A 26,610-nucleotide genomic window follows, 5' to 3' on the forward strand; every position below is an offset into this window, starting at 1 on the left:
GACCTCCCTGGGGGCGGGCTGTGTCTCGACCTTCCCGCGCGGCCGAGGGGAGCGCAACGCGGGAGCGTCTCCTCAGGGCGAGTGCTCCGCCAGGCGGTCGAGAAACGCCGCCTGGGCCTTGACGATCACCTCGCGGGCCCGCTCCAGCCCGAACCAGGCAACCCGGTCCAGCTCGGGGAACTCCTGGAGCCGGCCGGAGCGCGGCGGCCACTCCATGTGGAACGTGCCGGGCACGATCGCCGCCGGGTCGAGATCCGCCTCGATCGCCCAGACCGTGACGACCTTGCCGTTCGTCTGCCGGACCTCGCCGAGGTCGATGGGCTCCCCGTCGGGCGGCGGCAGCCCCAGTTCCTCCCGGAACTCCCGGCGGGCGGCCTGCCAGGCGGGCTCGTCGGGTTCGTACTCACCCTTGGGGATGGTCCACGCCCCGGCCTCGCGCCGCGCGAAGAACGGGCCGCCCATGTGGCCGAGCAGCACCTCGGGGCCGTGGTTCGAGGGACGGAAGAGCAGCAGTCCCGCGCTGCGCTTCACGGCTTCACCTCCGGGTGGGCGGCCAGCAGCGTCTCCACCGTGTCGGCGTCCTCCGGGCGCTTGTCCTCGCGGTAGCGGATCACCCGGGCGAAGCGGAGGGTGACACCGGCCGGGTAGCGGGTGGAGCGCTGCAGCCCGTCGTAGGCGATCTCGACGACGAGTTCCGGGCGGACCGTCACGACGTGCCCGTCGTCGTCGACGGCGAGCTGCCGGAGCCGTTCGGTCTGCCAGGTCAGCATCGCGTCGGTCATGCCCTTGAAGGTCTTGCCGAGCATGGCGAGGCCGCCGTCGGCGGTGCGGGCGGCGAGGTGCAGGTTGGAGAGCTTGCCGGTGCGGCGGCCGTGGCCCCACTCGGCGGCCAGGACGACCAGGTCGAGGGTGTGCACGGGCTTGACCTTCAGCCAGGACGCGCCGCGCCGGCCCGCGCTGTAGGGGGCGTCGAGGGACTTGGCGACGACGCCCTCGTGGCCGCGCCCGATGGTGTCGGAGAGGAACTGCTCCGCGGTGTGCGTCTCGTCCGGCCCGGACACCAGCGTGCGCCGCACCCGCATCGGCTCGGGGACGAGCCGGGCCAGCTCGGCGTGCCGCTCGGCGAACGGCAGGTCGAGCAGGTCGTGGCCGTCGACGGACAGGACGTCGAAGAAGACGGGGGAGACCGGCACCGCCCGGGCGGCCGTCGCCACGTCCGTGCGCGAGCCGACGCGCCCGGCGGTCTCCTGGAAGGAACGGGGCCGCCCGTCCGCGTCGAAGGAGATCACCTCGCCGTCCAGGATGAACCGCTCGCCGCGCAACTCCAGCGCCGCCGCCGTCACTTCGGGCAGCCGGTCGGTGATGTCGTCGAGGGTGCGGGTGTACAGGCGCACGGTGCCGCCGTCACGGTGCACCTGGACGCGGATGCCGTCCAGTTTCTCCTCCACCGCGCAGGCGCCGAGCTTGTCCACCGCCTCCGCCACCGAGGAGGCGCTGTGCGCCAGCATCGGCAGCACCGGGCGGCCGACGGTGAGCCGGAACCGTTCGAGGGCGGCCGGGCCGTCCGCGAGCAGGGCCTCGGCGACCGTCTGGAGGGAACCGGCGAGCATCACGGCCCGCCGCACGTCCGCGCCCGGCGCCCCGGTCGCCTGGGCCAGGCCCTCGACCGCGACCGCGTCCAGCGCGCCCTGCCGGACCTCGCCGGTGAGCAGCCCGAGCAGGAACCGCTGCTCGTCCCCGGTGGCCGCGCCCATCAGTTCCCCGACCAGCCGGGTGCGCTCCGCCTGTGATCCGGGTCCGGACACCTGCGCGAGCTGCGACAGCCGGGCGTCGACGTCCCGCACGGTCAGGCTCGGCTCGCCGGCCGGCGCGACCGGGCGGCCCAGCACCTTCCAGCCCACGCCGATCCGGCCCTGCGGCAGCCGCCCGGCCAGATAGGGGATGACGATCGGCACGTCCTCCGCCTCGGCGTCCCGGAAGAGCTCCGCGAGCAGAGCCGTCTTCCGGGACCGCGCCGAGGTGGCGGCGACCTCCTGGGACACGCGGGCCAGCCGGTGCAGCAGCATGCAGTCATGGTGCACCGCGGGCCCTGTCCCTACACCTGGGCGGCCGCGTCCAGGTCCGTCATCAGCAGGTCCCCGACGATCGCCGACGCGGCCCGGTAACCGCCGCTGGCCGCGTGCACGACCTGCTCGGCGAAGCCGATCGCGTTGCCCGCGGCCCACACGCCCGGCACCGTCGTCAGGCCCGTCGCGTCCACCACCGGGTACGCGCCGAACGGCGTCTCGTGCAGTTCGGCGCCGAGCCGCTCCAGCAGACCGGTCTGCGGCACCGGCCGCGGGGCGGTGAACAGCACCGAACGGGTGTGCGTCGTGCCGTCCGCTAGCCGGACCCCGGTGAGCCGGTCGTCCTCGACCACCAGCTCCGCCACCTCCCCGGGCACCAGGTCCACCCGGGCCGCGGCGAGGCGGCGCAGGTCCTCGTCGGACAGTTCCGCCTCGGCGACCGTGTGCAGGAAGAGCCGCACGTCCTTCGACCACTGCGACACCATCAGCGCCTGGTGCACGCTCGCCGGGCTGGTGGCGAGCACCCCGAACGGCTGGTCGCGCACCTCCCAGCCGTGGCAGAACGGGCAGTGCAGCACGTCCCGGCCGAACCGCTCGGCGACTCCGGGGACCGTGGGCAGCTCGTCCTTCAGCCCGGTCGCGACGACGAGCCGCCGGGCCCGCACGGTGCGGCCGCCGGCCAGGACCACGGCGAAGTCCTCGCCGCGCTCGACGTCCACGACCCGGTCCCGCACGAGCTCGACGCCGTAGCGCGCGATCTCCTCCCGGCCGATCGCCAGGAACTCGGCGGGCGGCATGCCGTCCCGCGACAGGTAACCCTGCATGTGCGCGGCGGGCGCGTTGCGCGGCTCGCCCGCGTCGACGACCAGCGTGCGCTGCCGGGCCCGGCCCAGCACCAGCGCCGCGGACAGACCCGCCGCGCCCCCGCCGACGACGACCACTGCGTACTTCTCGGTCATGTGACCACCTCCATCGCCGAGCGTCGCTCCGGCGGTACGGGATTGACAAACGCGTTTGCCGAATCTGCAATACGACCATGACTACGGACGAGGTACTCGCGGGCGTCGGTCCCCGGCTGCGGCAGATGCGCAAGGACCGGGAGGTGACCCTGGCGGCGCTCTCCGAGAGCACCGGCATCTCGGTCAGCACCCTCTCGCGCCTGGAGTCCGGCCTGCGCAAACCCAGTCTGGAGCTGCTGCTGCCGATCGCGCGCGCCCACCAGGTGGCGCTCGACGACCTGGTCGGCGCCCCGCCGGCCGGCGATCCCCGGGTGCGCGCCAAGCCGATCGAGATGTTCGGCCGCACCCACTGGCCCCTCACCCGCCAGCCCGGCGGCCTCCAGGCCTACAAGGTGCTCGAACCCCGGCGCAGGCTGGAGCCCGAACCGCGCACGCACGAGGGGTACGAGTGGCTCTACGTGCTGTCCGGGAAGCTGCGGCTGGTGCTCGGCGAGCACGACGTGGTGCTCACGGCCGGGGAGGCCGCCGAGTTCGACACCCGGGTGCCGCACTGGTTCGGGTCGACGGGGGAGGGGCCCGTGGAGTTCCTCAGCCTGTTCGGCCCGCAGGGGGAGCGGATGCACGTGCGGGCACGGCCGAAGCGGTCTTGACCCGCGTGGTACGGGGCGGCCTGGTCGCACACGGTACGGGGGCGGCCGGGTCGTGCACACGGCGCGCGGCGGGCGGCTCGTGCACGCGGTACGAGGCGGCCGGGCCGTGACGCACGCGACAGGAGACGGCCGGACTCTTCTCCCGCGGACGGTTCCCTGATCGGCAAGCGACCGCTTAGTATGCGATCGACCCCGGTCAGACGAAGCAGTCCCCCGTGGAGGCACCGCATGCAGGCATGGCACGTGCACGAGAACGGCGAGCCGAGCGAGGTGATGCGCCTGGAGCAGGCGGAGCCGCCCACGCCCGGCGAGGGCCAGGTCCTGCTGAGGGTGCGCGCGGCGAACATCAACTTCCCCGACGCCCTGCTGTGCCGTGGCCAGTACCAGGTCAGGCCGCCGCTGCCGTTCACGCCGGGCGTGGAGATCTGCGGCGAGACCGAGGACGGCCGCCGCGTGATCGCCAACCCGGCGCTGCCCCACGGCGGCTTCGCCGAGTACGCCGTCGCCGACTCCGTCGCCCTGCTGCCCGCCCCGGACGCCCTCGACGACGCCGAGGCCGCCGCCCTGCACATCGGCTACCAGACCGGCTGGTTCGGCCTGCACCGCCGGGCCGCCCTGCAGGCCGGGGAGACCCTGCTCGTCCACGCTGCCGCAGGAGGGGTCGGCAGCGCGGCCGTGCAGCTCGGGAAGGCCGCCGGCGCCACCGTCATCGGTGTCGTCGGCGGCTCCGCGAAGGCGGCCGTCGCCGAGGACCTGGGCTGCGACGTGGTGATCGACCGCCGCAGCGAGGACGTCGTCGCCGCCGTCAAGGAAGCCACCGGCGGCCGGGGCGCCGACGTGATCTACGACCCGGTCGGCGGCGAGGCCTACACCCAGTCCGCCAAGACCGTCGCCTTCGAGGGCCGGATCGTCGTCGTCGGCTTCGCCGGGGGCACCATCCCCAGCCCCGCCCTGAACCACGCCCTGGTGAAGAACTACTCGATCCTGGGCCTGCACTGGGGCCTGTACAACACCAAGAACCCGAAGCTGGTGAGGCGCTGCCACGAGGAACTCACCGAACTGGCCGCCCGGGGCGCCATCAAGCCGCTGGTCAGCGAGCGCGTGCCGCTCGGCGAGGCGGCCGCCGCCGTGCAGCGGGTGGCGGACGGTCTCACCACCGGCCGGATCGCCGTCGTCATGGAGGAGTCCGCATGACCACCGCAGAGGAACTGCGCGGCGCGACGCGCGAGTTGCTGGCCGCCCACCCGCCGGCCTCCACCGACCGCCTGGACTTCCTGCGGGCCCGCTTCGACGCCGGACTCGCCTGGGTGCACTATCCGCAGGGCCTCGGCGGACTCGGCGCGCCCCGCTCGCTGCAGGCCGTCGTGGACGCCGAGCTGGAAGCCGCCGGAGCGCCCGACAACGACCCCAGGCGCATCGGCATCGGCCTCGGCATGGCCGCGCCGACGATCCTCCAGTACGGCACCGAGGAGCAGAAGCGGCGCTACCTGCGGCCGTTGTGGACGGGGGAGGAGGTCTGGTGCCAGCTGTTCAGTGAGCCGGGCGCCGGTTCCGACCTGGCCGCGCTCGGCACCCGGGCCGTGCGCGAGGGCGATCACTGGGTGGTCAACGGGCAGAAGGTCTGGACGTCGAGCGCGCACGTCGCCCGCTGGGCGATCCTCATCGCCCGCACCGACCCGGACGTGCCCAAGCACCGCGGCATCACGTACTTCGTCTGCGACATGACCGACCCGGGCGTCGAGGTGCGCCCGCTGCGGCAGATCACCGGCGAGGCCGAGTTCAACGAGGTGTTCCTCACCGACGTCCGCATTCCCGACTCCCGGCGCCTCGGCGGGATCGGCGACGGCTGGAAGGTCGCCCAGACCACGCTGAACAACGAGCGCGTGGCCATCGGCGGCATGCGGCTGCCCCGCGAGGGCGGCATGATCGGCCCCGTCTCGAAGACCTGGCGCGAGCGTCCCGAGCTGCGCACCCACGACCTGCACCAGCGGCTGCTGAAGCTCTGGGTGGAGGCCGAGGTCTCCCGCCTCACCGCCGAGCGGCTGCGCCAGCAACTCGTCGCGGGCCAGCCCGGCCCCGAGGGCGCCGGCATGAAACTGGCCTTCGCCCGCCTCAACCAGGAGATCAGCGGCCTGGAGATCGAACTCCTCGGCGAGGAGGGCCTGTTGTACGACGACTGGACCATGCGCCGTCCGGAACTGGTCGACTTCACCGGCCGCGAGGCCGGCTACCGCTACCTGCGCTCCAAGGGCAACAGCATCGAGGGCGGGACCAGCGAGGTCCTGCTCAACATCGTCGCCGAGCGCGTCCTCGGCCTGCCCCCCGAGCCGCGCACCGACAAGGACGTCGCCTGGAAGGACCTCGCCCGATGAGCGACCTGCTGTACGCGGAAGAGGAGGAGGCGCTGCGCGCCGCCGTCCGCGACCTGCTCACCGACCACTGCGACGCGCCCGGCGTCATCGCCCGCACCGAGTCGGACACCCCCCACCACCGGGCCCTGTGGAAGGCCCTCACCGACGGCATGGGTCTCGCCGGACTGCTGGTGCCCGAGGAGCTCGACGGCCAGGACGCGACCCACCGTGAAGCGGCCGTGGTGCTGGAGGAACTGGGCCGCGCGGTCGCGCCCGTGCCGTATCTGACGAGCGCGGTCGTCGCCACCGAGGCGCTGCTGGCCTGCGGCGCCGACGACCTGCTCCGCGAACTGGCGACCGGGACGAGGATCGGCGCCCTCGCGGTCGCCCTCCACGTCGCACCGGGCGCCGCCCACCGCACCGTCCGGCACGAGGACGGCCTGCTGCACGGCGAGCTGACCGGCATCGCCGACGCCGCCGTCGCGGACGTCCTGCTGGTGCCGGCCGACGACGGCGGCCTGTACGCGGTCGACGCCGCCGCCGCGACCGTCACCCCGCAGACCTCTCTGGACCTGACGCGGCCCGTCGCCACCGTCACCCTCGACGGGGCCACGGGCGAGCGGCTCGGCGACGCCGGACCCGCCGTGCGCCGTGCCCTGCGCGCCGGAGCCGGACTGCTCGCCTCCGAACAACTCGGCCTCGCGGAGTGGACGCTGACCGAGACCGTCCGCTACCTCAAGGACCGCAAGCAGTTCAACCGGCCCGTCGGCGGCTTCCAGGCGCTCAAGCACCGGCTCGCCCAGCTCTGGCTGGAGGTCGTCAACCTCCGCGCCGCCGCCCGCAACGCCGCCGACGCCCTGACGACCGGCGAGGACGTCGACGTGGCGGTCACCGTCGCCCAGGCCTACGCGGCATCCGTCGCGGTCCACGCCGCCGAGGAGGCCCTGCAACTGCACGGCGGCATCGGCATGACCTGGGAGCACCCGGTGCACCTGTACCTGAAGCGGGCGAAAGCCGACGCGATCGCCTACGGCACCGCCGGCGCCCACCGGGAGGCGCTGGCCCGCCTGGTGGACCTCCAGGCCCCCTGACGTACACCCGGCGGCCACCGGGACACATCCGGTCGACCTGCGCGCAGAGCCCGCCCCACCCGGGGCGGGCTTTTCCGTGCGCCGTGCCCGCGTGAAGTGAACGCACGGCGGCGGCCCGGCCAACTCCGCCCCAGGGCCTGCCTCCTGAAGCCGTCCCGACCCCATACTCGCAGGGTTCCCGTACGGCACCTCCAGGGAGGCAGAGCATGGCCCTCACCACCCGACGCAGAGCCCTCACCACCCTCGGCGCGGCCCTCGCGGGCTCGATCGCCCTTCCCGCGGCCCACGCCTCGGCCGGTGAACGAGGCCACCGGCCCCGCCCGTTGTGGCGCGCCCACGCCCACAACGACTACGAGCACCCGCGCCCGCTGTTCGACGCCCTCGACCACCGCTTCGGCAGCGTCGAGGCCGACATCCACCTCGTCGGCGACCAGCTCCTTGTCGCCCACGACCCGGAGGACCTCGACCCGTCCCGCACGCTGGAGTCCCTCTACCTCGACCCGCTCGCGGCCCGCGTCCGGGCCAACCGCGGCCGCGTGTACCGGGGACACCGCGGATCACTGCAACTGCTGATCGACATCAAGACCGAGGGCTCGTCGACCTACCTGGAACTCGACCGCCATCTCCGGCGCTACCGGCACCTGTTCACCACCTACGCCCACGGCCGCGTCCACCGCGGCCCGGTCACCGCCGTCATCTCCGGCGACCGCGCCGCCCGCGTCCCGATGCAGGCCCAGACCGTCCGGCGCGCCTTCTACGACGGCCGCCTCGCCGACCTCGGCACCCAGGCCCCGGCCTCCTTCATCCCGCTGATCAGCGACAACTGGACACTGAACTTCACCTGGCGGGGCGAGGGCGCGTTCCCCGACGCCGAACGGCAGAAGCTGCGGACCATCGTCGGGGCCGCCCACCGGCGGGGCCAGCGGGTGCGCTTCTGGGCGACCCCGGACCTGCCCGGACCCGCCCGCGACGCACTCTGGAGCGAACTGCTCGCCGCCGACGTCGACCACCTCAACACCGACGACCTCGCGGGCCTTGAGGCCTTCCTCGACGCCCGCCGGGCGGCATAGACACGGGCCGAACACCACACGTTCGGCGGACAGGTCAGCCGCCCGGACGAACCCTCCGCTACGCCACACTTACGGCCGAACGCCGTGAACCGGACAAGGCGGCGTGGCGGAGGAGTCGACGATGGCCATTTCCATCTCTGTGGTGCTGCTGCTCGTGATCCTGGCGGTGATCTTCCTGCGCAACGGCGGGCTGAAGGTCTCCCACGCGCTGGTCTGCCTGCTGCTCGGCTTCTACCTGGCGAGCACCAGCATCGCCCCCACCATCCACAGCGGCCTCACGGCGACGGCGGACATCGTCAGCAGCCTGCGGCCCTGATGCCTCACGTCGCCGAGAACACGCCGATCCCGTTCGGGACGGCGCGTTCGGCGCCGCCGCTGGGGTGGTTGCGGACCGTGACCGCGCTCGCGCCGGGCTTACGGGCGACCAGCGTCGACGAGCCGCCGCCGTCCAGGCTGAAGGCGTCGACCGCGCCCAGCTTCCGCATGGTGGAGGCCACTTCGGCGATCGTCAGACCGCTGCGGTAGGCGGCTGCCCCGTCCAAGGCGAACAGCAGCACGCGGTGCCCGCCGTCGGCGATGCCCACGGCCGTGCGGACGGCCGACGTCGTGTCGTCCAGCCCCGCCAGCGGCTGCCCGCCCGAGAGGACCGGATATCCGCCGAGCGCGAGCCGGTACGCGGCACCGTCCGTGGCCGCCACGAGACGGTGCTCGACCTCGACCGCCGCACCCGTGGACAGCTTGCGCAACTGCTGGGCGCCCGCCTCGCGGCCGACCAGCACCGTGGTCCCGGCGTCGATGGCACCGCTGCCCGGGGTGTCCGCCGCCGAGACCACCTTGCCGTCACGGACCGTCACCTCGTACGTGTCGGTGCTGCACGGCGCGGCCCGGTCCGTGTCCGTACCGCAGGTGGCGCGCACCCGGGAGACACTGCCCCACTCTGACGTGAACGCCCCGACCGAACCCACCGGCAGCGCGTACTGGTTGAGCCCGCCCAGCGGCAGCTGCCCCTCGGCCGTGCGGACCGTGCCGTCCAGGGCCAGCCGGTCCAGCCGTGCCACACCGTCGGTGCCGACGCCGAACACGTCCTGAGTGGTCGTGCCGGGCGGCAGCGCCGGCCCGAAACGCTGGCCCTTCGGCACCGCCGCCTTGAGCGTCCGCCCGGCCGCGATCGCCGGACCCACGCTCGCCCCCGTCACCTCCACGCCCGGGTGCTGCGCCTCGCTGACGTTGAAGAAGTCGCCGTTGACGCCGGCGACCGCCCCCTGGGCATCGGCCATCCGCGAGACCTGCGCCCGGGCAGCCACCGCCCCCGGGTACAGCAGATCGACCTTCACCTGCGGGTTGCCCAGATCCACCCGCACCACGTGCGCGCGGGTCACCCCCTTCGCCGCCTTGATGTCGAACTGCTCGTACGTGACGCCCGGCGCGATCCGCACGCCCTTCTGGACGGCGCCGGCCGGTGCCGCCCCCGCCAGGGCCGCACCGGCCAGCGCGCCGAACGCCGTGAGAAGCGCCAGTACCGTCCGTCCCGCTCCGCGTCTGTGACGACTTGTCACCGTGCCCCCTGATGTCTCGTCAGATGTCCCGACACTCAGGGGCAGTGCACCAGACGGCACGGGCCGCCGGGGTGGCCGAGCGCCGACAACGCGGGAACGGCTGAAAAAACGCACTCCTCCGGGTGCGTCAGCGATCGCCCGTTCCGGTGCCGTACGGGGTGAAGTGCGCCGGCGCGTGGTCGATCGGCAGACCGGGACGCCAGGCCGTGAGGGCCTGTGCGCTGCACACGAAGAGCTGGTCCGGCAGCCGGTCCGGCGCGAACCAGCGCCAGCGGCCCACACGCTCCCCGGGCTGGTCCGACGGCTCACCCCGCCAGGCTGTGACCCGGGCGGCCACGGTCACCCGCACGACCCCGCCCGCGTCGTCCAGGAGCGTCCCGAGCAGCCGGACGTCCTGCGGCCGCGCGGCGAGGCCGGTCTCCTCGCCGAGCTCGCGCACGACCGCCTCCTGCAAGGACTCCCCGGGTTCCACCGTCCCGCCGGGCAGCTCCCACGTTCCGTGCCGGTGCCGCCCGAGCAGCAGACCGCGCGGCCCGTGCAGGATGGCGCCCACCCCGAGCGCCGCGTGCGCCACCGGCGGCTTGCCGGTGCGCGGCCTGGAGGAGACCCGGACCGGCCGTGTCACCCGGAACAGCCGGTAGGAGGCCCGGTTGCCCGGCTCGGGCGTGTCCAGCACGTCGATGTGCTCCACGCGCAGCCCGTACTCGGTGAGCAGGGCCGTCCACATGTCTGTCGTGAGGACCCACATGTGCACCGTGACGTCTCCGCCGCCGGCCAGCCGCAGCATCTCGGGCCGGGCCGCCACCCGCTCCGACGGCCCGTCACCCCGCGAGTTGGTGTGCAGCACGGTGAAGCAGAACCTGCCGCCCGGCTTGAGCGCTCCGGCCACGGCGGGCAGCAGCCGGTGCGGGTCGATGTACGGGACGGCGTTGACCGAGTACGCGACGTCGTACGGCTCCGACGCGCGCAGGTGCTCCACCGCGTCGGCCAGGACCAGCCGCAACCCGGGCAGGGACCCGTACCGGGCGCGGGCCCGTTCGTACTGACCGGCCGAGGCGTCGACCGCGTCCACCAGCGCGCCATGAGCCCTGACCAGATGAGCCGCGTGCCGGGCCGGACCGCACCCGAGGTCCAGCACCCGCCGTCCGGCGAGCTCCCCGAGCACCTCGACTCCCGGACCCCCGCCCTCGAAGCCCCAGTCGACGCGCGCCACTTCGGGCAGGACCGTGCCGCGCCGCAGGTGGTGGGTGCCGTACGCGTGCCAGGCCTCGGCGTTGGCGGCTTCGGCGCGGTCGGCCTTGGCGTCACCGGCCTTCCCGTTGCCGGCCCGGGCGCTGTCGGCTTTGGCGTCACCGGCCTTCGCGTTGCCGGTCCGGGCGCTGTCGGCCTCAGGTCGTTCGGTCGCCAATGCTCAGCCGCCCGCAACCGTGTCGCGCGGCAGCACGGTGACCCGGTGGAAGTTGCACCCGGCCGGCCCGGGCTCCACGGCGGACGGACGGGCCTGGTGGTTCTTGAGGGCGATGCTCACCAGCGTGAGGAGTAGATCGACGTCCGCCTCGCAGTCGAGGTGGACCGTCAGCCAGCACGAACCCGGAACCAGGTGGATCGCGCTCGACCCGGACAGGTCGTAGTGGAAGCGCTGAATGGCCTGGCGGGTGAGGTGGAGGTCCACGTCCCGGTCCGAGTGGAAGTGGACGATCTCGTCGCGGACGGAACGGAGCGCCCGTCCGGTGCCGCAACTCGCCGGGCCCGCCGTCAGGTCGGGCCAGGCCTGCAGACGCTCCAGGGCGTGCTGGGCCAGAGTCATGCCCCCATCGTCGCCTGCTCACCGCGCCGCAACCAGTGGTTGAGCGATTCGTAACCGGGACGTGAGCCGGCGTACGAGGTCACCGGCCCGGTGGTCAGGCCGACTTGACGAGTCTGAGGTAGCGCTTCCAGTCCCAGTGCCGGCCCGGATCCGTGTGGTCGCTGCCCGGCACCTCGTGGTGGCCGATGATGTGCGCCCGGTTGCGGGGGATGCCGTACCGGGCGCAGATCGCCGCCGTGAGCCGGGCCGACCGCTCGTACATGGCGTCGGTGAAGTACCGGGGCCGGTCCACCCAGCCCTCGTGCTCGATGCCGATGCTGCGGGTGTTGTAGTCCCAGTTCCCCGCGTGCCAGGCGATGTCGGCCTCGCGCACGCACTGCGCCACGTGCCCGTCGGAGGCGCGCACCACGTAGTGGGCGGACACCTTCTTCCCGGGGTTGCGGAAGACCGACAGCGTGCCGGCGTACGTCGTCTGCGCGACGTGGATGACCACGTAGTGCAGCGGGTGGGCGCGGGGGCGGTTCGACGGTGTGTAGTTGGCGCGGCTCGCCGGGTGCCACGCCGCTCCGGGGTGATCGACGGCCTGGGGCCGGGCCGCGGCGCGCGTGCCGGCGAACAGGGTGGAGGGGACGGCGGTGAGGGCGGCTCCTACGAGGAGGCCGCGCCTGCTGGGGGAGGGGGTGGTCCGGTCCATGGGGGTGCCTTCCGGGGTCGAGGGGCGGGGTGTGTCGTGCTCGATGGCGCTCAGCCGCGGCCGGTGTGGTCGCTGCCCGCTTCGATCAAGTTACGGCGCCCGCAGGACGGTCCGAAGGACGCTCTGCGTTTTGGTGGACGGACCGGGAATTGTGGACAACTCGCTCACCCGGTCGGGTGATTGCGATGAGGTGTCGGTGTGGCGGAGGCCGCGATGAAGTGGCGGTGTGGCGGAGGCCGCGATGACGTGGCCGTGTGGAGGAGGATCGCGACGACGTGACGGTGTGGAGGCGGGTCGCGACGGCGTGACGGTGCGGCGAAGGGCCGCGATGACGTGGCGGTGCGTCGGAGGTCGCTGCGGTCGGTTCCGGCCGGTCGTCGTCAGTCCCGTCGCGCGGTCGCCGCCGGATCGTCCAGGACCGCTCGCACGACCGAGTGCGCCGCTCCGAGCAGCGGCCCCTCCGGGCCCAGCCGGGACACGGACACGGGACAGGCCGGGCCGGCGGTGCGCCGGGCCAGCTCGTCCCGCAGCGCGGGCAGCAGCCAGGGCGCGAGCCCGGACAGCTCCCCGCCCAGCACCACGCTTTCGGGATCGAGGAGATTGACCGCGCCGGTCAGGGCGATGCCGAGCGCGGTGCCCGCGTCGCGCAGGGCCCGTCGGACGTCCGCGTCGCCCTCGGCCGCGCGTCCCGCCAGCAGGCCGACCCGGTCCTCGTCCGGTTCCAGACCGGCCGCGCGCAGCACCGCCTCCTCACCGGCGTACTGCTCCAGGCACCCCCGCCCCCCGCAGGCGCACTCCGGGCCGTCGGGCCGGACCGGCACGTGCCCCAGCTCACCCGCGAAACCGCGCGTTCCGCGCAGCAGCCCGCCGTCCACGACGACCGCAGCGCCGATGCCGATCTCCGCCGACACGTGCAGGAAGTCGCGTGGGGTGCCCTCGCCGAGCCAGAGCTCCGCCAGGGCGCCGAAGTTGGCCTCGTTGTCCACGGTCAGCGGAAGGTCCGCCGGCAACAGCGCGCCCAGATCCGTGTCGTGCCAGCCCAGATTCGGGGCGCGGACCACGGTCCGGCCGTCGCGCGCCACCAGGCCCGGTACGGCCACGGCGAGCCCGGCGGGCCACAGCCCTTCGTCCTCCGCCTCGGCGACGACCCGGTGGATCAGTTCGGTGAGTTCGGCGAGCACGGGTTCGGGGGAGCGGTCGCGGTTCGCGCCCTGGCGTATCGCCCGTGACCGGGTCGCGCCGCGCAGGTCGACGGCGCAGACCGCGAGGTGGTCCACCCCCACCTCCGCGCCGATCCCGGCCGGACCGCGTCCGCTGACCGCGAGCGCGGAGCCGGGGCGGCCCACCCGGCCGGGCCGCTCGGGACCGAGCTCCTCCAGCAGCCCCGAGCGGATCAGTTCGTCGACGAGCGTGGACACCGCCGCCCGGGTCAGGCCGATCCGCGAGGCCACGGCGGCCCGGGAGAGCGGCCCCTCGGCACGCACGGCGTGCAGGACACGGGCGAGGTTGCGTCGCCGCATGCCCTGCTGGGTGTCGGGCAGCGCGCGTCCCGGCCGGGCAGGGTGCGGTTCGTGCGGGGCGCGTCCCGGTCCGGCTGGACGGGTTCCGTGCGGGGTACGCCCCGGCTCGGCCGGACCGGCCTCGTGCTCGGCACGCTCCCGGCCGGCCGGACGGGTTTCGTGCGGGGCGCGTCCGGGCTCGGCCGGAGGGGGCTCGTGCTGGGCACGCCCCGGGCCGGCCGGGTAGGTCTCGTGCGGCGGTGCGGTCATGCCTGACGCCAGTCCTCAGTGGGTGTCGGTGGGCCGCTCCAGCAGCGGAGCCGCGTCGGAGAGTACCCCGGCGATCCTCGCCAGCGTCTCCTCGTCCCGCTCCACGGCGTCGAGCACGGGCCCGGCCGCGGTGTCCCACCGTCGTGCGACCGCCGCCGGGTCCTCCCCGGTCAGCAGCCCGGCCGCCTGCGCGGCCGCCCCCAGCGCCACCAGTTCCTTCGCCTCGGGCACCTGCACGGGACGCCCCGACAGCCGCCGTACGGTGTCCTGCCATGCCCTGCCCCGCGCGCCGCCGCCGATCAGCAGCAGGGGCGCCGCGCGGTCGGCGTCCGCGTCGAGGACCAGGTCGAGCGCGCCCAGCAGGGAGTGGACGGCACCGTCGTAGGCGGCCTGGAGGAGCTGGCCGGCCGTGGTGTCGTGACGCAGGCCGTGCAGCAGGCCCGAGGCGTTCGGCAGGTTCGGGGTGCGCTCGCCGTCCAGGAAGGGCAGGAGCGTGACGGCCGTGCCGGGCTCGACGGCCTCGCGGTCCAGACCCAGCAGCGTCGCGACGCGGTCGACGGCGAGGGTGCAGTTCAGGGTGCAGGCCAGCGGCAGCCAGTCGCCGCGGGCGTCGGCGAAGCCCGCCACCGTGCCGCTCGGGTCGGCGGGCCGGTGCCGCGACACGGCGTACACCGTGCCCGAGGTGCCGAGGCTCATCACCGGCGTGCCCGGCCGCACGCCCAGTCCCAGGGCCGCGGCGGCGTTGTCGCCGGTGCCGGGCGCGACCAGTGTCCCCTTGGAGAACGGCAGGTCATGACTGTCGCGCACCGTGCCCGCCACCTCACCGGGCCGGACCACCCGGGGGAGGAGGGCCGGGTCGAGTCCCACCCGCGCCAGGATCTCCTCGTCGTACTCCTCCGCACCGGACGCCCACCAGCCCGTCCCGGAGACGTCGCCGCGGTCGGTCGTGCCCTGGCCCGTGAGCCGCTCGGTCAGGTAGTCGTGGGGGAGGCGCACGGCCCTCGTGGCGCGGACCGCGTCCGGCTCGTGCTCGGCCAGCCAGGCCCACTTGGTGACCGTGAAGGAGGCGGCGGGGACGCTGCCGGTCCGCTCCGCCCAGAACTTCGCCCCGCCCAGCTCCTCCGTGAGCCGGCGGGCCTGCGGCGCCGAACGCACGTCGTTCCAGAGCAGGGCCGGGCGCACCGGCTCGCCCCGGTCGTCCAGGGTGACCAGGCCGTGCTGCTGGCCGCCCACCGACACCGCGGCGGCCTCGTGCGCCGCTTCGCCGCACTGGCGCAGGGCCTCGCGCAGCGCGTCCCACCACTGGCGCGGGTCGCTCTCGCGTCCGGCCCCCGAGGAGACCGTGTGCGGCGCCTGGCCGCTCGCGACGACCCGGCCGGTGGCCACGTCGACGACCAGCGCCTTGGTGGACTGGGTGGACGAGTCCACGCCGACGACGAGCGGACCCTCGGCTGCTGACATCGGGCTTCTCCCTACTGCGCGCGGCACGTGTCTCCGTTCTGGAGTCACGTCGTCTCTTCCCAGAGAGGTGTTCGCATACTAATTTGTAAATCGGCATGACGAAATAGCCTCAGCGAGCAAGGAGCCGCGGCATGAGCTACCAGCCCACCCCCGAGGACAGGTTCACCTTCGGCCTGTGGACCGTCGGCTGGCAGGGACGGGATCCCTTCGGCGACGCCACGCGGCGTGCCCTGGACCCGGTCGAGACGGTGCAGCGCCTGGCCGAGCTCGGCGCGCACGGCGTCACCTTCCACGACGACGACCTCATTCCCTTCGGCTCGAACGACACCGAGCGCGAGGCCCACATCAAGCGCTTCCGGCAGGCGCTGGACGCCACGGGCATGAAGGTCCCGATGGCCACCACCAACCTGTTCACCCACCCGGTCTTCAAGGACGGCGGGTTCACCGCCAACGACCGCGACGTGCGCCGCTACGCGCTGCGCAAGACCATCCGCAACATCGACCTCGCCGTCGAGCTCGGGGCCCAGGTCTACGTCGCCTGGGGCGGCCGGGAGGGCGCCGAGTCGGGCGCGGCGAAGGACGTCCGCGCGGCCCTGGACCGGATGAAGGAGGCCTTCGACCTGCTCGGCGAGTACGTCACCTCCCAGGGCTACGACCTGCGCTTCGCGATCGAGCCCAAGCCGAACGAGCCGCGCGGCGACATCCTGCTGCCGACGGTCGGCCACGCCCTGGCGTTCATCGAGCGCCTGGAGCGGCCGGAGCTGTACGGCGTGAATCCCGAGGTGGGACACGAGCAGATGGCCGGGCTGAACTTCCCGCACGGCATCGCGCAGGCACTGTGGGCGGGCAAGCTGTTCCACATCGACCTCAACGGCCAGTCCGGCATCAAGTACGACCAGGACCTGCGCTTCGGCGCCGGTGACCTGCGCGCCGCGTTCTGGCTGGTCGACCTGCTGGAGTCGGCCGGCTACGCCGGTCCGCGCCACTTCGACTTCAAGCCGCCGCGGACCGAGGACCTCGACGGCGTGTGGGCCTCGGCGGCCGGCTGCATGCGCAACTACCTCATCCTCAAGGAGCGCGCGGCAGCGTTCCGCGCCGACCCGGAGGTCCAGGAGGCCCTGCGGGCGGCCCGACTGGACGAGCTGGCCCAGCCCACCGCGGCGGACGGCCTGCAGGCCCTCCTCGCCGACCGCTCGGCCTTCGAGGCGTTCGACGTCGAGGCGGCCGCGGCTCGCGGCATGGCCTTCGAGCGCCTGGACCAGCTGGCCATGGACCACCTGCTGGGGGCGCGCGGCTGATCCCGTTTCGCGCGCGGGTGGAGCGTCGGTGCCCGGCACGCGCGCGTGGGCCCGTTGGCCGGTCACGTCGACCGATCGACGGGCCCGGGCGCGTCAGGCGGGCGGATCCGCCCCCGTCCGACCGAGCGGGGCGTGCAGGGCCGGCCGTTGCGGGCGGGTCGGCCCGGGGCGGACCGGCTGACTCCGGCCGTACCGGCTGGCTCCGGCCGTACCGGCTGGCTCCGGCCGTACCGGCTGGCTCCGGCCGTACCGGCTGGCTCCGGCCGGACCGGTTCACTCCGCCGTACCGGCTCACTCCGGCCGTACCGGCCCACTTCGACCGTGTCGAGCCCGGCATGCTGCGGAATCGTGCGGTCCAGGGCGCGGGTCCGTCTCAGCTTCCGCGCGCCCCTCCCGCGCCGGGCGGTGTACGGCGACTCTGGTCGGTATGGCCATGCCGCCCGTACCGCCTCACCCGCCCGGGCCTCCCCGGCGCCGCAATCCGCTGTTCCTGCTGTTGGCCGTGCTCGTGGCCGTCGCCGCCGTGGCCGTCGTGGTGCTGATGGCCTCGGGACGGGACGACTCGCCGGACGACGAACCGCCCGGAGCGGGTTCGAGCAGCACGTCAGCGCCCTCGTTCGGCATCCCCACCCGGTTGCCCAGCGAGCTGCCCACCGACCTGCCTTCGGGTTTTCCGACCCGGTTGCCCAGCGACCTTCCCAGTGAACTGCCGAGCGGGCTGCCCAGTGGGCTGGAGTCGCTCCTCCCGTCTCTGGACGTCGGTGAGTGAGCTACCGCCCTGCACCGGGTGTGGCCGCGTCACCAGTGGGCTCGGCCGACGCGGACGCCGACGCAAGGGCTGTGGCCGGGTCACGGGTGGGGGCTCCCGCGGGCAGCCAGCGGCCGTTTTCCTTGCGGTAGGGCCACCACCGGCCGTCCCGTCCGAGACGCAGCTGCACCGGTGCGCCGACGGCCGTCCACCGGTTGGCCCGGGCCCGCAGCTCCGGCCGCTCGTCCGCGTCCCAGGCCGATTCCAGGGCGGCACGCGCGCGTGCGAGCGCCTCGCCCTCCACACGCCATTCCTCGTCGAGGACCGACAGTGCCTCCGCACCGCCGTGGCGCCAGGCGCGCACGGCCGCCGCCAGGCCCTCCCGGCCGCGTCCCGAGCCGTCGGCGAGACGGTCCGTCACAGCCCGGCTGCACGCGACCTCTCGCGAGGCGGAGGCGTTCTTCGGGTCGGAGGTCTCCCGTGGATCGGAGCTCTTCTGCGGGTCGGAGGTCTCCCGTGGATCGGAGTTCTTCCGCGGGTCGGAGGTCTTCCGCGGATCGGAGGTCTTCCACGGGTCGGTGGTGGCCTCCTGCCCGGCTGGGCCCGCGGCCAGCCGTACGGCGTCCTGTGCGGTCGTCAGCTCCGGCTCGAAGCCACCCCGCAGTGCCTCCCGGAGCAGGCCGTGGGCCCGTCCGGCCGTCGTCGCGGCCAGGAACTCCAGCGCAACCGGGTCGACTCCGGGCCCGGGCGCCGTCTCCGTGTCCAGGGAGGGCGGCGCACCGGGCTCGTCGGGGAGGGTGGGCAGGTCCGGGAGCGGCGGGAGGATGTCCCCGGCTGCGTAGGCCTCGGCGGCGTCCACGCCCTCCGGTCCGGTGGACTCGGCGGTGGAAGCGCCACTGCGCCGCTGCAGGTCCTCCAGCAGGCCGTCCTCGGCTCGTCCCCGCATCAGCAGCAGGACGAACGGGTCCTGGTCCAGCAGCCGCGCCACCTGGTAGCAGAGCGCCGCCGTGTGCCCGCAGTGGTCCCAGGCTCCGCAGTCGCACTCCGGCTCCAGGTCGCCCAGGCCGGGCAGCAGGTCGACGCCCTCCGCCGCCGCGTCCTCGACCAGGTGCGGCGGCATCTCCCGGTCCAGCAGCGCCGCCACGTGTCCGGCCCGCTCCACCGTCATGTCCAGCAAGCGGTCCCACTGCGCGGGCGACAGCTGCTCCAGCAGGACGTCGGCCCGGTGCGGCGTGCGGTCGCGGTCGTGGACGACGGCCGTGAGCCGGCCCGGGCGCACCGAGACCGCGCCGACCGCTCCCGCCCGGGCGAGCCGGCGGCCCGCCTTGAGCTGTGCGTTGTCCAGTGCCGTGTCCTCCAGCGCCTTCAGCCACGCCTGCCCCCACCAGGTCCGGGCGAAGCCCCGCCCGCTCGCCGGCGGCAGCGCCGCGAACGTGCGTTCCGTGTCACCGTCGTACCGGGTCATCGCAGGCCTCCTCGCAGTGCGACCAGATCGGCCAGTTCCGCGTCGGTCAGTTCCGTGAGCGCCGCCTCGCCGGAGCCGAGGACGGCGTCCGCCAGCTCCCGCTTACGGGTCAGCAACTCCGCGATGCGGTCCTCGATGGTCCCCTCCGCGATGATCCGGTGCACCTGCACGGGCCGGGTCTGGCCGATGCGGTACGCGCGGTCGGTCGCCTGCGCCTCGACGGCCGGGTTCCACCAGCGGTCGTAGTGCACGACGTGCTCGGCCCGGGTGAGGTTGAGGCCGGTGCCGGCCGCCTTCAACGACAGCAGGAACACGGGCACTTCGCCGTCCTGGAAACGCTGGACCATGGCCTCCCGCTCGGCGACGGGCGTCCCGCCGTGCAGGAACTGCGACCGCGTGCCCCGGGCGGCCAGGTGCCGTTCCAGGAGACGGGCCATCCGCACGTACTGCGTGAACACCAGCACCCCCGCCCCCTCGGCGAGGATCGTGTCGAGCAGCTCGTCCAGCAGTTCCAGCTTTCCGGAGCGCCCGGAGACGACCGGCCGCTCCTCCTTGAGGTACTGCGCCGGGTGGTTGCAGATCTGCTTGAGACCGGTCAGCAGCTTCACGATCAGGCCGCGCCGCGCCATGCTGTCGGCTCCGGAGATGTCCGCGAGCGCTTCGCGCACCACGGCCTCGTACAGCGCCGTCTGCTCCGCGGTGAGCGACACGGCGTGGTCGGTCTCCGTCTTCGGCGGCAGCTCCGGCGCGATGCCGGGGTCCGACTTGCGGCGGCGCAGCAGGAACGGCCGTACGAGCCGGGCCAGACGGTCCGCGGCGGCCGGATCGCGACCACCCTCGACGGCTTCGGCGTAGCGCGTGCGGAACGTGCCGAGCCGGCCCAACAGCCCCGGGGTGGCCCAGTCGAGGATCGCCCACAGCTCCGACAGGTTGTTCTCCACCGGGGTGCCGGTGAGCGCCACGCGCGCGCGTGCCCCGATGGACCGCAGCTGCCGCGCGGTGGAGGAGTACGGGTTCTTCACGTGCTGGGCCTCGTCCGCCACGAGCATGCCCCAGGGCGTCTCCGCCAGCCGGGCCGCGTCCAGGCGCATGGTGCCGTACGTGGTGAGCACGAACTCCCCGTCGGCGAGGCCGGCCAGGTCACGGCGCGGACCGTGGAAGCGCCGCACCGGCGTGCCGGGCGCGAACCGCTCGATCTCCCGCTGCCAGTTGCCCATCAGGGAGGTCGGGCAGACCACCAGGGTGGGACCGGCGGACCCCGGGTCGGACTGCCGGTGCAGGTGCAGCGCGATCAGCGTGATCGTCTTTCCGAGCCCCATGTCGTCGGCGAGACAGCAGCCGAGGCCCAGCGACGTCATGCTCGCGAGCCAGTTCAGGCCCCGCCGCTGGTAGTCGCGCAGGGTGGCCGCGAGGGCGTCCGGCTGCGCCACGGGCTGCTGCGCCTCGGGGTCCGCCAACCGCTCCCGCAGCGTCGCCAGCCAGCCCGTGGGCCGCACCTCGACCCGATGGCCGTCCACCTCGGTCCAGCCCGTCAGGGCGGCGCCCAGGGCGTCCACCGGGGTGACCTTGCGGTCCTGCCGGGAGCGGGCCAGCGCCACCTCCTGAGGGTCGATCAGGACCCACTGGTCGCGCAGCCGCACCACCGGGCGCTTGGCCTCGGCGAGGCGGTCCAGCTCCGCGCGGGTCAGCTTCCGGTCGCCCAGTGCGAAGGACCAGTCGAAGGCGAGGAGCGCGTCGGCCGACAGGAACGACGGCACGGCGTCCGTGAATCGGCCGACGTCCCGCTCGTCGTCGGACGGCCCCACCTCCGCGCGCGTGCTGAGCTCCCGGGTCAGTTCCCTCGGCCAGTGCACGTCCACGCCTGCCGCGGCCAAGGCGCGGGCGCCCGCGCCGAGGAGTTCGGTGACCTCGTCGTCGGCGAGTTCCACCGCGTCCGGTACGGGCGCCGACAGCAGGGGTGTGAGCGGTGTCCAGGCCCGGGCGGCCCGGCGCAGGGCGAGCAGCGCGTCCATCCGTGCGCGGGAGCCGAGGGCCTCGCCCGCGGTGCCGGCCCAGACGTCCGCGGCGTCCGCGACGAGCGCCGGGTCGCTCACGCCGTGCACCTGGAGCACGGCACGGAACGTCACGCCGGCGGCCTCGTCGGATGTCTCGCCGGCGGCCTCGTCGCCCGCCGTCCCGGTCAGGCCGTCCGCCTCGATCCGCAGCGACAGCCGCACGCCCGCGTCGAGACCGGCCGCGATGTCCTCGGCCCAGGGGCGCTGCTCGGGCAGGTGCACCGGTTCCCGTGCCGCGTAGGCGGGTCCGCCGGTCACCAGGGGCGCGGCGGGGGAGCGGGGCAGGCTGTCGGCCACGGCGTCGAGAAAAGCGCGCAGGAGCTGCTCCGGTTCGGGCAGCCGCAGCGGCCCGGCGCCCGGCAACGGCGCGGCGTGCGCTTCGGGTGGCATCGCGGCGGCCAGGCGGCGCAGGGCTTCGATGTCCTGGGCGTGCAACGGGCCCGCGCGCCAGGCGTCGTGGTCGCCGGGCGACAGCCCCGGCAGCAGCAGTCCACGGGCGACGAGATGCAGGGCCTGGAAGGCGGCCGCGCCCCAGAAGACGGTGGCACGGTGGCCCTCACCGGTCACCCGCGCGCGGGTGAGGAGCGGCAGGGCCGTATCCACCGGCAGCAGTACGGCGGGGACGCCCTCCGCTTCGGCCCCGTCGGGGCCGGGTACGGCGACGGTCAGGTCCGCGACGGAAGCCGACGCGACGGCCGGAGGGGGTGTGCCGTCCGTGTGCCAGAAGGCGAAGGTGCCGGTGCGGGCCGGGTCGCCCGGCAGGAACAGGGCGCTGCAGCGGGTCAGTTCGAAGGGGTCGGAGGAGGGTGCCGGGGGAGTCGACTGCTCGGCTATGGCTGATTCCTCAAATTTGACTAGTGGAGTCGGAGTCGCCGAGAGTACAGCACTTTCGGGGCGCATGAGTGTGGACTGCTTGTGAGGTGGGTCACTATGGATGCGCGGTGAGGGGCGCTGTCGTCTTCGGCCGGCAGTTCGTTTTCTCAGGGTCGCTTCGGGGTGCGCCTCAGGGATGTCTCAGGGGCGGCATCGGAACCGCCGGAAGCGCGGGCCCGTTTTCAGGACAGAGAGCGGCAGTGGCCGCGAAGGAGGCGACAGACATGTCGAAGAACGCCAAGATCGCCGCGGGCGGTGTGGCGGTCGGGCTCATCCTGCTGATCTGGCTGCCCTGGTGGGCCGCGCTTCTGATCATCCTCGGAGTCCCGGCCGCTGCCTACCTCACGCTGGACCCCGCGCAGCGGCGCCGGCTGCGCCGCGTCACCCGCAAGGAGCTGGGCCGCTGATCGCCCGGACCGCCGCTGACCGGTGGCCGATGAACGATTGATCGCCGTGGCTGTCGGCCATCGGGCCACTCTCCGCCGCTGTCGGTGATCGCCGTTCCGATGGCAGCCGGGATCGGTGATCGCCGTACCGCCGGCAGTCGGGATCGAGGACCGTCGTGACCGCTGACCGTCCGGGGCGTTGATCGCCCCGGCCGCTCAGACCGGCCGTACGGCCATCTTGTCGAGCGCGGCGAGGAGGCCCGGCAGCTCCGGCCCCCGGCCCACCGGCAGGACCTCGCCGGGCTCCTCGTCCAGCAGCACGAAGGCGATGTCGTCGGTCCTGGCCACCAGCGACCAGCCGGGCCCGTCGGCCCGCAGGGTCCGGGCGTCCCCCGGCGCGAACGAGGAGCGGACCCGGCCCAGGGGCGGAGGGGAGTCGACGTAGGCACGGGCCTCCGCCAGGACGCGCCGGATGCCGCTGTGCCCCGGTTGCCCGCCGCCCTCGCCGCGGTCCGGGCCGTCGGCGGCCTCGCCCGCGTCGTCCGCCGTGGAGGCCGCTCCCGCCTGCGGGAAGGCCGCGTCGTCGACCTGCTCCCGCCACGTCGCCCACTGCAGCGCGATCTCGTCCGCGCCCAGACGCCGCTGGGCCGGACCCCAGACGCCGGTGTCCGGCGGAGTCAGCGGCGGCCGGTCGTCGGCCTCCGGGCCCGGGTCGTGCGGCGCGGGCACGCCGGGCGCCGCGACGGCGACCGCGAGGGGCCAGCCGGGCAGGGCCGCGACCACCGTGCGCTCGTCGGGCGACAGCTCGTACTCCATCCCGCAGTCCCACGACGCGATCGCGACCGCCACCAGGGAGACGTCGTCGATGACCACCGTCCACCGGGCGCCCTCGCCGTCCTGGCCGAGCACCAGCCCGTAGCCGTCGGCGAGCGGCGCGAGGCCGAGCGCCGCGCAGGCCTCCGGGTAGTCGTCGCCGAGCACACTCGGGAACTTCGCCGGCGTCAGCAGCACCGCCGTGAGCACATAGAGCGCATCATCCGCGGCGGCGACGGTGTCCTCGTCCGTCCCGGCCATCCCAGCCTCCCCATCCATTGGTCCAACGGCGCGCACCCTAGTGCGAGCGGAAGCCGCTTGTCACGACCTCGCAAGCGCACCCGGAGCTGCAGTTTTCCGGCGGACGAGGGCGAATCGGCCGTCCGGTGCCCGATCCGTCACGCCGCCGGAAGCCCCAGCAGCTCACGGGCCACGGTCCCGGGCGACTGCCCCCGCTCACGCGCCAGCGCGACCACGGCCCGGCAGGCCAGTTCGTTCACACCGAACGACAGTGCCTCCGGGGACACCCAGCCGGCCGCCTCGTCGGCCCGTTCCTGATCGTCCTGCGCGCTCGCCGTGACGTAGACGGCCGCGGCCTCGAAGAGGTTGTGCGGACGCGCGCCGCCCTCGGCCTTCGGCTCCGTACGCAGGGTATCGGCGACTTTCCCCCCGGCCTTGCGGATCCTGTCCCACATGCTGACCACCTGCCCCCAGTGCGCTGTCCTCGCTCACCGTTCATCTCCCGGTCTCCAACGTAGGGTTGGAGTTCCGGAGGCAGAAGGGGGACGGCACGGTGAAGCGGTTCGAACGGCTCGAACGAATCCGCGGGATGAACCCGTACCGCGAGGCCACCGAGATCTACCGGCTCAGCGTGGCCTACGAGTTCCCCTGGGACTTCGCCCGCTCCCTGGAGCTGGCCCTGTACCGCACCTACGCCGTCCCGAGCATCGGCCGCCTGCTCGCCCGGACCGCCGAACTCACGGACCGCACACAGAAACGCTACGACGACACCTCCCTGCTCCTGGACGCCGTGGTCGAGCACGGCTTCGGCAGTGAGCAGGGCCGGACCGCGATCCGTCGGATCAACGGGATGCACCGCAGCTACGACATCAGCGACGAGGACATGCGATACGTGCTGTGCACGTTCGTCGTGATGCCGAAACGGTGGATCGACGCCTACGGCTGGCGCCGGATGTCGCGGCACGAGACCGTCGCCTCCGTCGTCCACTACCGCACACTCGGCCGCCACATGGGCATCAAGGACATCCCCGAGACCTACGAGGAGTTCGGGACCTGCCTCGACGACTACGAGGCGGCCCACTTCGCGTGGGACGAGGACGCCCGCCGCGTCTCGGACGCCACGCTCGACCTGATGGCCTCCTGGTACCCGCGCCCGCTCGCTCCGCTGCTGCGCACCACGACCCTCTCCCTGCTCGACGACTCCCTCCTGGACGCCTTCCGCTACACCCCGCCGAGCGCGCGCACGCGCGCGTGGGTGCGTCGCGCGGTACGGCTGAGAGGGCGAGCCGTCCGGCTGCTGCCACCCCGGCGCGCCCCGCACTTCGCCCGCCAGAACCGGGAGATCAAGGGCTACCCGAACGGCTACGAGCTCGCCGACCTGGGGACGCGCCCGGTCCCGGGCATCCGGGGCTGCCCGGTACGGCAGACGGGAGCGCCGGACGCCGCCGCCGGATGAGGGGCAGGCTCAGTCCTCGCGGACGGCCAGGGCCAGGAAGCGGGCGTCCTCGTCGGCGTACGACGTCAGGCGCCACCCCGAACCGGCCAGCAGGGGGCGGAGGTTGGGCTCCGCGCGCAGGTCGTCCGGGGTGAGCGGACGGCCGTGGCGGGCCGCGAGGGCGGCCCTGCCGATCGGGTGGAAGAGCGCCAGCACACCGCCGGGGCGCACCACTCGCGCCAGCTCCCGCAGGTCCTCGGCGGGGCTGGGCAGATGCGAGATGAGCCCGGCCCCGAACACGGCGTCCAACGACCCCGCGCGCAAGGGCAGCGCGGCGACGTCCGTGAGCAGCAGCGCCCCGTCACGGTCCCGCCCGGCCCGCACGGCCTCCCGCAGCATGGCCGGGGTGAGATCGGCCCCGATCACCACGCCCGAGGGCCCCACGGCGGCACGCAGCGGCGGCAGCGCGCGACCGGTTCCGCAACCGGCGTCGAGGACACGGTCTCCCGTCCGCAGCCCGAGCTCCGCGACGGCTGCGGCGTAGGCCGGGCCGTCGTCGGGGAACCGGGTGTCCCAGTCGGCGGCGCGGGCGGTGAAGAACTCCTGGACACGCGTCTGGTCGTCGCTCATGCACCGCATGATTCCTCACCGGCAGGGATGACGCCTCAGCGCACACGTTCGAGCGTGACCCGATCGTTCCGGTGCATCGCGCGTCAGATTGCAACAGCTTTCGAAATGCGCCCCCTTTGTGCTCCTGCCGCGGGTCTAGCGTCCCGGGGCCATGGGACACCTGGACCACGCCGCCCTGGGGTGGCTGACCCCCGCGCTGTCGTACGCGATGGCCTGCACAGGCGCCGCCCTCGGACTGCGCTGCACCGTCCGCGCCCTCGCCGCCACGGGACGCTCGCGCCGCAACTGGCTCCTCACCGCCGCCTCGGCGATCGGCACCGGTATCTGGACCATGCACTTCGTGGCCATGCTCGGTTTCAGCGTCACCGGCACCGACATCCGCTACGACGTGCCGCTCACGCTGCTGAGCCTGTTCGTGGCCATGGTCGTCGTCTGCGCCGGCGTCTTCGCCGTCGGGTACGGCCGTGACCGCGGCCGGGCGTTGTTCGCGGGCGGACTCACCACCGGCCTCGGCGTCGCGAGCATGCACTACCTCGGCATGGCGGCCGTCCGCCTGCACGGTGACGTCAGCTACGACCCGGCGCTCGTCATGCTCTCCGTCCTGATCGCCGTCGTCGCCGCGACAGCGGCGCTGTGGGCGGCGCTCAACATCAAGTCACCCGTCGCCGTAACCCTCGCCTCCCTGATCATGGGCGCGGCGGTCAGCAGCATGCACTACACCGGCATGCTCGCGGTGAGCGTGCGGGTGACGCCCTCCGCAGAGGCCCTGCCCGGGGTCGCGGCGATGCAGTTCATCTTCCCTCTCGCCGTCGGCCTCGGGTCCTATCTCTTCCTGACCTCGGCCTTCGTCGCGCTGTCGCCGACGGCGGGGGAACGGGCGGCGTCCGCGTCGGCCCAGCGGCCGGTCGAGAGCGTCGCGCCCTAGCGCGTCGCGCCCCCGGAGCGGGGCGCGGGCTGCGGGCGTACCCGAAGCGGGGACAGGGCGACGCAGCCTGGGCGAGTCCGCTCCGGCGGCTCACTCGGAGGCCCGTGCACGGTGCCCCTGCAGACGCCGACTGCAGCGCCACGGTTGCCGGCGCCGGGCGGCCCGCTGCACGCGCTGTGCGGCTCTCGGCGGCCGCCGAGGGCTCGTCGGCTCGCCGCGGCGGCTCGCCCGGGCCCCGGTGAGCGTCAGGCAGCCATCCCCGCACTGTC

25 protein-coding genes are annotated in these 26,610 nt (G+C 74.0%); 11 read left to right on the forward strand and 14 right to left on the reverse strand.

All coding sequences use genetic code 11. The annotated features are described in order from the left end of the window. Positions 1 to 72: 72 nt before the first annotated feature. Genes ACIGAQ_RS24815 through ACIGAQ_RS24825 form a run of 3 tightly spaced genes read right to left on the reverse strand, consistent with a single transcriptional unit; the run spans position 73 to position 3,025 of the window. Complete coding sequence (locus ACIGAQ_RS24815; protein ID WP_399786196.1) at positions 73 to 531, reverse strand: NUDIX domain-containing protein; 459 nt, start codon at positions 529 to 531, stop codon at positions 73 to 75. Then, a complete protein-coding gene (locus ACIGAQ_RS24820; RefSeq protein ID WP_399786199.1) occupies positions 528 to 2,066 on the reverse strand; it encodes an ATP-dependent DNA ligase in 1,539 nt (512 codons plus the stop codon). The genes ACIGAQ_RS24815 and ACIGAQ_RS24820 overlap by 4 nt, the downstream gene beginning before the upstream one ends. 29 nt (positions 2,067 to 2,095) lie before the next feature. After that, the gene (locus ACIGAQ_RS24825; RefSeq protein ID WP_399786202.1) at positions 2,096 to 3,025 is read right to left on the reverse strand and encodes an NAD(P)/FAD-dependent oxidoreductase; all 930 of its coding nucleotides are present in this window, start codon (positions 3,023 to 3,025) and stop codon (positions 2,096 to 2,098) included. 77 nt (positions 3,026 to 3,102) lie between these two features. Here ACIGAQ_RS24825 and ACIGAQ_RS24830 point away from each other — a divergent pair, with 77 nt between their 5' ends. The 6 genes from ACIGAQ_RS24830 to ACIGAQ_RS24855 all read left to right on the forward strand — a co-directional run bounded on the left by ACIGAQ_RS24830 (position 3,103) and on the right by ACIGAQ_RS24855 (position 8,503). After that, a complete protein-coding gene (locus ACIGAQ_RS24830) occupies positions 3,103 to 3,675 on the forward strand; it encodes an XRE family transcriptional regulator (RefSeq protein WP_311682082.1) in 573 nt (190 codons plus the stop codon). Positions 3,676 to 3,903: 228 nt separating this feature from the next. Next, positions 3,904 to 4,869, forward strand: a complete 966-nt coding sequence (locus tag ACIGAQ_RS24835; protein ID WP_399786205.1) for an NADPH:quinone oxidoreductase family protein — start codon at positions 3,904 to 3,906, stop codon at positions 4,867 to 4,869. After that, positions 4,866 to 6,047 (forward strand): acyl-CoA dehydrogenase family protein, encoded by a 1,182-nt coding sequence (locus ACIGAQ_RS24840; RefSeq protein WP_399786208.1) that lies wholly within the window; start codon positions 4,866 to 4,868, stop codon positions 6,045 to 6,047. The genes ACIGAQ_RS24835 and ACIGAQ_RS24840 overlap by 4 nt, the downstream gene beginning before the upstream one ends. Next, positions 6,044 to 7,117, forward strand: a complete 1,074-nt coding sequence (locus ACIGAQ_RS24845; RefSeq protein ID WP_399786211.1) for an acyl-CoA dehydrogenase family protein — start codon at positions 6,044 to 6,046, stop codon at positions 7,115 to 7,117. The genes ACIGAQ_RS24840 and ACIGAQ_RS24845 overlap by 4 nt, the downstream gene beginning before the upstream one ends. A 206-nt stretch (positions 7,118 to 7,323) precedes the next feature. Next, positions 7,324 to 8,187 (forward strand): phosphatidylinositol-specific phospholipase C/glycerophosphodiester phosphodiesterase family protein, encoded by an 864-nt coding sequence (locus tag ACIGAQ_RS24850; RefSeq protein ID WP_399786213.1) that lies wholly within the window; start codon positions 7,324 to 7,326, stop codon positions 8,185 to 8,187. Between the two features lie 121 nt (positions 8,188 to 8,308). Further along, complete coding sequence (locus ACIGAQ_RS24855) at positions 8,309 to 8,503, forward strand: hypothetical protein (RefSeq protein ID WP_031114944.1); 195 nt, start codon at positions 8,309 to 8,311, stop codon at positions 8,501 to 8,503. Positions 8,504 to 8,507: 4 nt separating this feature from the next. Here ACIGAQ_RS24855 and ACIGAQ_RS24860 read toward each other — a convergent pair whose 3' ends face one another. The 6 genes from ACIGAQ_RS24860 to xylB all read right to left on the reverse strand — a co-directional run bounded on the left by ACIGAQ_RS24860 (position 8,508) and on the right by xylB (position 15,474). Beyond that, positions 8,508 to 9,743 (reverse strand): phosphodiester glycosidase family protein, encoded by a 1,236-nt coding sequence (locus ACIGAQ_RS24860; RefSeq protein WP_399786216.1) that lies wholly within the window; start codon positions 9,741 to 9,743, stop codon positions 8,508 to 8,510. A gap of 127 nt (positions 9,744 to 9,870) precedes the next feature. Then, positions 9,871 to 10,983: a bifunctional class I SAM-dependent methyltransferase/NUDIX hydrolase gene (locus ACIGAQ_RS24865; protein WP_399787127.1), complete on the reverse strand. Its 1,113-nt coding sequence runs from the start codon at positions 10,981 to 10,983 to the stop codon at positions 9,871 to 9,873. A 171-nt stretch (positions 10,984 to 11,154) separates the two neighbouring features. Then, positions 11,155 to 11,550, reverse strand: a complete 396-nt coding sequence (locus ACIGAQ_RS24870) for a luciferase family protein (RefSeq protein WP_399786219.1) — start codon at positions 11,548 to 11,550, stop codon at positions 11,155 to 11,157. A 94-nt stretch (positions 11,551 to 11,644) separates the two neighbouring features. Next, positions 11,645 to 12,244, reverse strand: a complete 600-nt coding sequence (locus ACIGAQ_RS24875; protein WP_311682073.1) for an N-acetylmuramoyl-L-alanine amidase — start codon at positions 12,242 to 12,244, stop codon at positions 11,645 to 11,647. A gap of 380 nt (positions 12,245 to 12,624) precedes the next feature. Then, positions 12,625 to 13,764 (reverse strand): ROK family protein, encoded by a 1,140-nt coding sequence (locus ACIGAQ_RS24880; protein ID WP_399787130.1) that lies wholly within the window; start codon positions 13,762 to 13,764, stop codon positions 12,625 to 12,627. 264 nt (positions 13,765 to 14,028) lie between these two features. Then, a complete protein-coding gene (gene xylB, locus ACIGAQ_RS24885) occupies positions 14,029 to 15,474 on the reverse strand; it encodes a xylulokinase (protein WP_399786223.1) in 1,446 nt (481 codons plus the stop codon). A 131-nt stretch (positions 15,475 to 15,605) separates the two neighbouring features. Here xylB and xylA point away from each other — a divergent pair, with 131 nt between their 5' ends. After that, the gene (gene xylA, locus ACIGAQ_RS24890) at positions 15,606 to 16,772 is read left to right on the forward strand and encodes a xylose isomerase (protein WP_311682071.1); all 1,167 of its coding nucleotides are present in this window, start codon (positions 15,606 to 15,608) and stop codon (positions 16,770 to 16,772) included. Between the two features lie 427 nt (positions 16,773 to 17,199). After that, positions 17,200 to 17,541 (forward strand): hypothetical protein, encoded by a 342-nt coding sequence (locus tag ACIGAQ_RS24895; protein ID WP_399786226.1) that lies wholly within the window; start codon positions 17,200 to 17,202, stop codon positions 17,539 to 17,541. Position 17,542: 1 nt separating this feature from the next. On the opposite strand, the gene ACIGAQ_RS24900 is transcribed toward ACIGAQ_RS24895, so the two are convergent. Together ACIGAQ_RS24900 and ACIGAQ_RS24905 are read right to left on the reverse strand one after the other, a co-directional pair. Next, positions 17,543 to 18,985, reverse strand: a complete 1,443-nt coding sequence (locus ACIGAQ_RS24900) for an SWF or SNF family helicase (RefSeq protein WP_399786229.1) — start codon at positions 18,983 to 18,985, stop codon at positions 17,543 to 17,545. Next, positions 18,982 to 21,939 (reverse strand): SNF2-related protein, encoded by a 2,958-nt coding sequence (locus ACIGAQ_RS24905; protein WP_399786232.1) that lies wholly within the window; start codon positions 21,937 to 21,939, stop codon positions 18,982 to 18,984. The genes ACIGAQ_RS24900 and ACIGAQ_RS24905 overlap by 4 nt, the downstream gene beginning before the upstream one ends. Before the next feature lie 197 nt (positions 21,940 to 22,136). Here ACIGAQ_RS24905 and ACIGAQ_RS24910 point away from each other — a divergent pair, with 197 nt between their 5' ends. Further along, positions 22,137 to 22,319, forward strand: coding sequence for a hypothetical protein (locus ACIGAQ_RS24910; RefSeq protein WP_311682066.1), 183 nt, complete (start codon positions 22,137 to 22,139; stop codon positions 22,317 to 22,319). A gap of 195 nt (positions 22,320 to 22,514) precedes the next feature. Here ACIGAQ_RS24910 and ACIGAQ_RS24915 read toward each other — a convergent pair whose 3' ends face one another. Then, positions 22,515 to 23,372 (reverse strand): hypothetical protein, encoded by an 858-nt coding sequence (locus tag ACIGAQ_RS24915; protein ID WP_399786235.1) that lies wholly within the window; start codon positions 23,370 to 23,372, stop codon positions 22,515 to 22,517. Positions 23,373 to 23,509: 137 nt separating this feature from the next. Further along, complete coding sequence (locus tag ACIGAQ_RS24920; RefSeq protein ID WP_399786238.1) at positions 23,510 to 23,806, reverse strand: hypothetical protein; 297 nt, start codon at positions 23,804 to 23,806, stop codon at positions 23,510 to 23,512. 98 nt (positions 23,807 to 23,904) lie between these two features. Here ACIGAQ_RS24920 and ACIGAQ_RS24925 point away from each other — a divergent pair, with 98 nt between their 5' ends. Next, positions 23,905 to 24,807, forward strand: a complete 903-nt coding sequence (locus ACIGAQ_RS24925) for an oxygenase MpaB family protein (protein WP_399786241.1) — start codon at positions 23,905 to 23,907, stop codon at positions 24,805 to 24,807. A gap of 9 nt (positions 24,808 to 24,816) precedes the next feature. On the opposite strand, the gene ACIGAQ_RS24930 is transcribed toward ACIGAQ_RS24925, so the two are convergent. Beyond that, positions 24,817 to 25,416, reverse strand: coding sequence for a class I SAM-dependent methyltransferase (locus ACIGAQ_RS24930; RefSeq protein WP_311682062.1), 600 nt, complete (start codon positions 25,414 to 25,416; stop codon positions 24,817 to 24,819). A gap of 151 nt (positions 25,417 to 25,567) precedes the next feature. Between ACIGAQ_RS24930 and ACIGAQ_RS24935 the strand changes: the two genes are divergently transcribed. Further along, entirely contained in the window at positions 25,568 to 26,341 is a 774-nt protein-coding gene (locus ACIGAQ_RS24935; protein WP_311682061.1) for an MHYT domain-containing protein, read from the forward strand. Positions 26,342 to 26,610 lie beyond the last annotated feature (269 nt).

The organism is Streptomyces sp. NPDC085932 (assembly GCF_044540525.1).
Lineage (GTDB): Bacteria > Actinomycetota > Actinomycetes > Streptomycetales > Streptomycetaceae > Streptomyces > Streptomyces levis.

Excerpts from the sequence above, each read along its gene's own strand:
- ACIGAQ_RS24820 (WP_399786199.1), bottom strand. The coding sequence starts at position 2,066 with ATGCTGCTGCACCGGCTGGCCCGCGTGTCCCAGGAGGTCGCCGCCACC.
- ACIGAQ_RS24825 (WP_399786202.1), bottom strand. The coding sequence starts at position 3,025 with ATGACCGAGAAGTACGCAGTGGTCGTCGTCGGCGGGGGCGCGGCGGGT.
- ACIGAQ_RS24830 (WP_311682082.1), top strand. The coding sequence starts at position 3,103 with ATGACTACGGACGAGGTACTCGCGGGCGTCGGTCCCCGGCTGCGGCAG.
- ACIGAQ_RS24835 (WP_399786205.1), top strand. The coding sequence starts at position 3,904 with ATGCAGGCATGGCACGTGCACGAGAACGGCGAGCCGAGCGAGGTGATG.
- ACIGAQ_RS24840 (WP_399786208.1), top strand. The coding sequence starts at position 4,866 with ATGACCACCGCAGAGGAACTGCGCGGCGCGACGCGCGAGTTGCTGGCC.
- ACIGAQ_RS24845 (WP_399786211.1), top strand. The coding sequence starts at position 6,044 with ATGAGCGACCTGCTGTACGCGGAAGAGGAGGAGGCGCTGCGCGCCGCC.
- ACIGAQ_RS24850 (WP_399786213.1), top strand. The coding sequence starts at position 7,324 with ATGGCCCTCACCACCCGACGCAGAGCCCTCACCACCCTCGGCGCGGCC.
- ACIGAQ_RS24855 (WP_031114944.1), top strand. The coding sequence starts at position 8,309 with ATGGCCATTTCCATCTCTGTGGTGCTGCTGCTCGTGATCCTGGCGGTG.
- ACIGAQ_RS24870 (WP_399786219.1), bottom strand. The coding sequence starts at position 11,550 with ATGACTCTGGCCCAGCACGCCCTGGAGCGTCTGCAGGCCTGGCCCGAC.
- ACIGAQ_RS24875 (WP_311682073.1), bottom strand. The coding sequence starts at position 12,244 with ATGGACCGGACCACCCCCTCCCCCAGCAGGCGCGGCCTCCTCGTAGGA.
- ACIGAQ_RS24880 (WP_399787130.1), bottom strand. The coding sequence starts at position 13,764 with ATGCGGCGACGCAACCTCGCCCGTGTCCTGCACGCCGTGCGTGCCGAG.
- xylB (WP_399786223.1), bottom strand. The coding sequence starts at position 15,474 with ATGTCAGCAGCCGAGGGTCCGCTCGTCGTCGGCGTGGACTCGTCCACC.
- xylA (WP_311682071.1), top strand. The coding sequence starts at position 15,606 with ATGAGCTACCAGCCCACCCCCGAGGACAGGTTCACCTTCGGCCTGTGG.
- ACIGAQ_RS24895 (WP_399786226.1), top strand. The coding sequence starts at position 17,200 with ATGGCCATGCCGCCCGTACCGCCTCACCCGCCCGGGCCTCCCCGGCGC.
- ACIGAQ_RS24900 (WP_399786229.1), bottom strand. The coding sequence starts at position 18,985 with ATGACCCGGTACGACGGTGACACGGAACGCACGTTCGCGGCGCTGCCG.
- ACIGAQ_RS24905 (WP_399786232.1), bottom strand. The coding sequence starts at position 21,939 with ATGCGCCCCGAAAGTGCTGTACTCTCGGCGACTCCGACTCCACTAGTC.
- ACIGAQ_RS24910 (WP_311682066.1), top strand. The coding sequence starts at position 22,137 with ATGTCGAAGAACGCCAAGATCGCCGCGGGCGGTGTGGCGGTCGGGCTC.
- ACIGAQ_RS24915 (WP_399786235.1), bottom strand. The coding sequence starts at position 23,372 with ATGGCCGGGACGGACGAGGACACCGTCGCCGCCGCGGATGATGCGCTC.
- ACIGAQ_RS24920 (WP_399786238.1), bottom strand. The coding sequence starts at position 23,806 with ATGTGGGACAGGATCCGCAAGGCCGGGGGGAAAGTCGCCGATACCCTG.
- ACIGAQ_RS24930 (WP_311682062.1), bottom strand. The coding sequence starts at position 25,416 with ATGAGCGACGACCAGACGCGTGTCCAGGAGTTCTTCACCGCCCGCGCC.
- ACIGAQ_RS24935 (WP_311682061.1), top strand. The coding sequence starts at position 25,568 with ATGGGACACCTGGACCACGCCGCCCTGGGGTGGCTGACCCCCGCGCTG.